The following is a 3,441-nucleotide window of genomic DNA, read 5'->3' on the forward strand; positions in this document are numbered from 1 at the left end:
ACCCTCCTTCCTGATAGAGTATATTTAACGGCTTCTTTGGGCCCTACTATTATTTTTCATAAGAACAATCCTGATAGTGGAAGTTTTGGGATAAATGCCAATTCAAATTTAGGAGATGATGAAACCACCTGGCCCGGTGCAACATATGAGGGGGAGTATAACGGGGGTAAGATGAATTTTGGGGTTCACGCATCTTTAGGATTTGCGTTGGATTTTAAATATTTATTAGTACAACCCTATGTTTTATTCAATTACCAACCCACCACGTTTTATACAAATACTGTAAGGACTCGCAACTTGTTTGTTTCAGAGAATACGGTTTCTGAGCATAAAATAACAGGTAACTATCTTGCTTTTGGATTAAAAGTCGCACCTGCCCTACGGTTATTTTCAAAAAACAGGGAAAACAATTAATTTAAAACTCCTTAAAATAGTTATAAGTTAAGAAGGCTGTCAGTTTTGACAGCCTTTTTCATTTAATAAGCTGGTATAGAATTTATATATTTTGTCAATTCAGTTTTACTACTTGCAAAAGACAACGCCTCCCTTACCACAAAATAATTTTCAGGGTCAACTGTTCTGGTGTAAGCAGCTTTTGCAAACTGAAGCCTTCCCGAATCAAATGAAATCAGCAGCATCAATTCTTTTATTTGGTGAGACGTAAAGAAATTATTACTCAAGGTTGATTCAAGTAATTCAACACGGCTAGAGTCAAAAGACTCAGATTCAACCGATCGTTTGAGCTGCTGAAACATCATATCATTCATTTCAGAAGGACCTTCAACCACTATAACAGGCTCATCAATCATATAAGGCTCTATTCCAAAAACCTCAAAATTCCCATTTCTGAAAAATGCAAAAGTGGTTGCATTGCGAGCCAGATTAATTCCTCCGTCATAAACTAACACTCTTCTATTACCACGCATTTCAAAAATTAATACAGGATGAAAACCACTACGTAAATCGTCAATTAACAAAATATCTCGATTTACCTGAAATCTTTCCTTGCCAATTTCAAAAGTAAAGTGTGCCCTGGATTGTGAAAATTCAACCTGAAGACTGGCGTTTCTGCTTTGGCTGTAGCCAAATTCACAAAGGAATAGAAACGAAACGAATAAAAGTAATTTTGCTTCCATAAGACTTAGTTTTAAGGTTACTATTTGGGCATTTTCAATAGCCGTGCCAAAAATAACTTAAAATATTTGAATATTATTTTTGGCAAAAAACACTGTCTTATTTTACATTGTGTACTTTTGTAACATGGAATTCTTTAAAACCACTGAATCCGACTCAATTTATAACCATTTAGAAAAAATGGAAGTGAAAGAATTGCTTGAAAACATCAATGCTGAAGATAAAACTGTGGCATTTGCTGTGGAGAAAGCCCTTCCTCAAATTGAGTCATTAACCCAAATAGTTATTGAAAAACTCCGTGTTGGTGGAAGACTTTTTTACATAGGATCTGGAACAAGCGGAAGATTGGGTATTGTTGATGCCAGTGAATGTCCACCCACTTTTGGTGTTTCACACGATTTGGTAATAGGAATAATTGCAGGTGGTGATAATGCCATTAGAAAAGCGATTGAATATGCTGAGGATTCATTAACGCAAGGCTGGGATGACCTGAAATCAAAAGATATAACTGAAAAAGATATCGTCATTGGTATAGCCGCATCCGGAACGACTCCCTATGTGATTGGTGCGCTTGATGAATGCAACAAAAATAAGATTACAACCGGCTGCATCACTTGTAACCAAGGGAGTCCGCTTTCCAAGGTGGCTCAATTTCCTGTTGAAGTAATCGTAGGCCCTGAATTTGTTACCGGAAGCTCCAGAATGAAAGCCGGTACAGCTCAAAAGTTGGTGTTGAATATGATTTCAACCACTGCTATGATACAATTGGGAAGGGTAAAGGGCAACAAAATGATTGATATGCAATTGAGCAATAACAAGCTGGTGAATCGAGGTATCAATATGTTAATGACTGAACTCAATATCTCTAAAATAGAAGCCAAAGCACTTTTAGAAGAACACAAAAGTGTTAGAAATGCTATAAATAATTTTAAAGGAAGACAACAATGAAGCACACAGATAAAAAGGTTTTGATGACAGGTGTCAAGTTTATGGCACTTTCTTTACCGCTTATGTTTATGGGGCCCTATTTTATAACATTGGGTTTTTTAAATAAAACCAACATTACTTTTTTTGTGTTTTTTCCAATTGGATTAATTATAGCAATTGCTGCGGTATTTTTTGCCTTTAAAGGAATTAAGACAATTATGAAGTCTATGTTTGGTTAGCAAATTCCGGGGAAGTAGTCCGTCATAAAGCAGTTAAGTAAATTAGAAAAAAACCGCTCATCTATATCAAAACCATTTAAAACAAAAAACCGCTCATCAAAAGATGAAGGTTTTTTTTAAAGAAGCTTGCCTGCCGTAGCTTCAAGCAATGAAGCGTAGGTAGGGCGGCGACATACCCGTACCGCCCGTACCGAACGGTACGTTCGGGCTCTCCCACCAATTTATTCCAAAAAAAAATCCCGACTGTTTTCACAATCGGGATTAAAGAAGGCGGCGACATACTCTTCCACCGGATGGCAGTACCATCTGCGCTAACGGGCTTAACTACTCTGTTCGGAATGGTAAGAGGTGAGCCCCGTTGCTATAGCCACCTTAAATAAAGCCCCCTCCAGCTCCCCCAAAGGGGGAGAGCTCTTACCCTGCAACCTGAAATTGCACCTGAAGGGAAACGAAATATCGTGACATATTGAAAAAAAATATACGTTTGATTTCCAAAGAAATAATCAAAACAAATTAAAGAGTTGCCTCTCCCCCTTGTTTAAGACTTTTTCAAGTCCCCCCTCCATTTGGAGGGGGCCAGAGGGAGGCCTGTACATAAGCTTACGGGTTATTAGTATCACTCGGCTATGACATTACTGCCTTTACACCTATGACCTATCAACGTGGTAGTCTCCCACGACCCTTAAAAGAAATCTCATCTTGTGGTGGGTTTCGCGCTTATATGCTTTCAGCGCTTATCCCTTCCCGACGTAGCTACCCAGCAATGCTCCTGGCGGAACAACTGGTACACCAGAGGTCAGTCCAACTCGGTCCTCTCGTACTAGAGTCAGATCCACTCAAATTTCTTGCGCCCGCTGTAGATAGAGACCGAACTGTCTCACGACGTTCTGAACCCAGCTCGCGTGCCACTTTAATGGGCGAACAGCCCAACCCTTGGGACCTTCTCCAGCCCCAGGATGTGACGAGCCGACATCGAGGTGCCAAACCCCCCCGTCGATGTGAGCTCTTGGGGGAGATCAGCCTGTTATCCCCGGCGTACCTTTTATCCTTTGAGCGATGGCCCTTCCATGCGGAACCACCGGATCACTATGCTCTACTTTCGTACCTGATCGACCTGTATGTCTCTCAGTCAAGCTCCCTT

The 3,441-nt window shown here is 40.1% G+C and carries 4 protein-coding genes and 2 rRNA genes; 3 read left to right on the top strand and 3 right to left on the bottom strand.

Annotation, left to right across the window (positions count from 1 at the left end; all coding sequences use genetic code 11):
- A partial coding sequence (locus AC6F75_RS01590; protein WP_500713172.1) for a hypothetical protein occupies positions 1–414 on the top strand: 414 nt, incomplete at its 5' end.
- A 62-nt stretch (positions 415–476) separates the two neighbouring features.
- On the opposite strand, the gene AC6F75_RS01595 is transcribed toward AC6F75_RS01590, so the two are convergent.
- On the bottom strand, positions 477–1,136 hold the full coding sequence (locus AC6F75_RS01595; RefSeq protein ID WP_500713173.1) for a DUF4476 domain-containing protein: 660 nt from the start codon (positions 1,134–1,136) through the stop codon (positions 477–479).
- A gap of 124 nt (positions 1,137–1,260) precedes the next feature.
- Between AC6F75_RS01595 and murQ the strand changes: the two genes are divergently transcribed.
- On the top strand, positions 1,261–2,082 hold the full coding sequence (gene murQ, locus AC6F75_RS01600; protein ID WP_500713174.1) for an N-acetylmuramic acid 6-phosphate etherase: 822 nt from the start codon (positions 1,261–1,263) through the stop codon (positions 2,080–2,082).
- The gene (locus AC6F75_RS01605; protein ID WP_500713175.1) at positions 2,079–2,300 is read left to right on the top strand and encodes a DUF6095 family protein; all 222 of its coding nucleotides are present in this window, start codon (positions 2,079–2,081) and stop codon (positions 2,298–2,300) included. Before murQ ends, AC6F75_RS01605 begins: the two co-directional genes overlap by 4 nt.
- 265 nt (positions 2,301–2,565) lie before the next feature.
- Here the strand turns inward: AC6F75_RS01605 and rrf are convergent.
- Together rrf and AC6F75_RS01615 are read right to left on the bottom strand one after the other, a co-directional pair.
- Positions 2,566–2,675 (bottom strand): 5S ribosomal RNA (gene rrf, locus AC6F75_RS01610).
- Between the two features lie 215 nt (positions 2,676–2,890).
- Positions 2,891–3,441, bottom strand: a 23S ribosomal RNA gene (locus tag AC6F75_RS01615); the annotation flags it as partial.

The organism is Planktosalinus sp., from assembly GCF_059864935.1.

What these genes read in the sequence shown, in the direction of transcription:
- AC6F75_RS01595 (WP_500713173.1), bottom strand. Translation starts at nt 1,136, where the DNA reads ATGGAAGCAAAATTACTTTTATTCGTTTCGTTTCTATTCCTTTGTGAA.
- AC6F75_RS01605 (WP_500713175.1), top strand. Translation starts at nt 2,079, where the DNA reads ATGAAGCACACAGATAAAAAGGTTTTGATGACAGGTGTCAAGTTTATG.
- murQ (WP_500713174.1), top strand. Translation starts at nt 1,261, where the DNA reads ATGGAATTCTTTAAAACCACTGAATCCGACTCAATTTATAACCATTTA.